Here is a 2,172-nt window from a genome sequence, read left to right on the forward strand (position 1 = left end):
TATTAAGAGACTTATTAACAAAGGGATTTTAGAAAAAGAACGTTCTGCTTATGACAAGAGAATTGTTTATGTAAAACTTACTCCTTACGGCGAAGAAGTCTTGAAACGAAACACAGAATTAGATGAAGAAAAGTTAAAAATGATTCTAGAGCGACTTTCGTTGGAAGAACAACAGAAAATTATAGATGCTTTTTCTGTATTAAGAGAAGAAATAAAACATGTATATTCCACTTAAAACCATTAATTTTTAGCTACATAACGGATGGTATTGGTACAACCGTTAGCAGGTAAAAAATATATTGTTACCCCATTTTATATGAGATAAGGATGATGAAAAGGTGAAATTTCGTAAAGCCACTGTCAATGAAATTGATCAATTGATTTATTTAAGAAAGAAACAATTAGTTGATGAAGGAATCGAGCCTAATCAAGAGATTGATACGGAACTAAAAGAGTTCTTTACTAATAAAATGAGCGATGGTTCTCTAGTTGAATGGATAGTAGAAGACAATGAAGAAATAATTGCAACGGGTGCTATCGCCTTTTATGAATTTCCACCTACCTACACCAACAAGAGTGGTAAAAAGGCTTATATTACCAATATGTATACGAAAGAAAGTTACCGTGGACAAGGAATTGCCACTAAGTTATTAACTAAACTAGTTGCTGAAGCGAAAACAGCAGGTATTATAAAAATATGGCTTGGAGCCTCAAAGTTAGGTAGGCCTGTATATAAAAAGTTTGGTTTTAAAGAAGCTGATGAATGGCTAGAATTAGACATTTAAAAATCAATACTTTGGGTTAAGGTTACCCCTTCAGTGTATCTAGAAAACTGAGGGGTAGTTCTATAGAGAAATTATTTCCGATAATGGTGATTATGGTAACTAACGTTTTACACGATATACAGTATAAAAAAACAAAAAAAGCTACCAGCTCAAGAGTAGCTTTTTTTGTTTATTGAAAGGTAGTCGTAAAGTGATGATCCAACTCATCTTGAATAGTTTGCTCAAAGTATTTTTAACTTATGTATACAAAAGAAAACCTCACCTATTTTGTCTAAGCTGGGGTTTCTTTAGCAACTGTATCTGTAATTAATAGTTTGTTTAACATGGTCAGTAACTATACATCATAAAAAAGAAAGTCTACTGTGGCTCTCAGTAGACTTTCTTTTAGTTCATTTATAAAACCCTGAAGTTTATTTTACTTCTTGTTATAAGCATATGTACGTTTGTTCTATTTATTATAACCTGTACCAATCTATAAAATCAGCTGAAAGAGTTGTTCTTTTACTTGCTTTATACCACATGTATTCAGTTCCCATAAACTTTTTTATGTAAACCGAAAATACATTATATATACAGGATTCTTATTCATCTTCCTACCAACTACTAGCATGAAAGCTGAAGAAGAAGACTTTCTACTACTGTCGACTTAATAGGGACATAATCATCTTGCTAAAACGTCATGATAATCTTCATTATGCTCCATTTTATTTTTTACAAAAGAACACGATGGGATAATCTTTTTTCCTTCTTCGCGGGCAAATTCGACTATTTCTTTAACTAATGCCTCTCCAACTCCTTGACCTCGCAGACTTGCTGAAACAAATGTGTGATCCACTATAATTTTATCCTTTTCAGTTGGAACATAATGTATTTCTGCATCTTTTTTCCCCTGCTCTCCTATATAAAAAGTGTTCGTATCTTTTTTAATACTAATCATTTTAATATTTCCTCCCTCTATTAAAATAAGGCTTTTTATATTATGTCTTTTTTTTTAATACTTATAAATTTTTTAAATGACTAGCATCGAATTGTATCGTCCCCCTACTTAAAGGCTAAGGTGCCTTTAGGATATATTATCCTAGCTTTAATTGATATGGGGTGTTTCCTTTCCAGGAGGGAGTGCCCTTGTATTATTTAGCTTGAACTTGCGACAAATCGCTTTGATTCTCTCCTCAATTTGTATCTTTAAAAGTACATTAGTTTAGCTAGAGGTGTATATGATACATAGCTTGAAAATAAAAAGAAGACTACTGCTCCCTATACAGTAGTCTTCTTTTTCTAAGCCTTGCCCTTCAAAATAGATACATTATATTTTCCCCTAAGTATTTTTCTCACGATTTTATTAGCTTTAATAGGTTTTATTATCTATTTTCTTACTAGAAGCAAA

Annotated in this window: 3 protein-coding genes; 2 read left to right on the plus strand and 1 reads right to left on the minus strand. The window is 31.8% G+C overall.

The features are described from left to right. Positions 1-235: MarR family winged helix-turn-helix transcriptional regulator (locus tag RB298_RS08650; protein ID WP_486046804.1), on the plus strand; the 235-nt coding region annotated here is incomplete at its 5' end. A 103-nt stretch (positions 236-338) separates the two neighbouring features. Then, the gene (locus RB298_RS08655) at positions 339-785 is read left to right on the plus strand and encodes a GNAT family N-acetyltransferase (protein ID WP_328236499.1); all 447 of its coding nucleotides are present in this window, start codon (positions 339-341) and stop codon (positions 783-785) included. Between the two features lie 661 nt (positions 786-1,446). Here RB298_RS08655 and RB298_RS08660 read toward each other — a convergent pair. Continuing rightward, positions 1,447-1,722, minus strand: coding sequence for a GNAT family N-acetyltransferase (locus tag RB298_RS08660; RefSeq protein WP_486046807.1), 276 nt, complete (start codon positions 1,720-1,722; stop codon positions 1,447-1,449). Between the last annotated feature and the right edge of the window lie 450 nt (positions 1,723-2,172).

This window comes from Priestia sp. BR_2 (genome assembly GCF_041954005.1).
Lineage (GTDB): Bacteria > Bacillota > Bacilli > Paenibacillales > Paenibacillaceae > Paenibacillus_AQ > Paenibacillus_AQ lautus_A.

Coding starts and splice junctions, on each gene's coding strand:
- RB298_RS08660 (WP_486046807.1), bottom strand. CDS start 1,722: ATGATTAGTATTAAAAAAGATACGAACACTTTTTATATAGGAGAGCAG.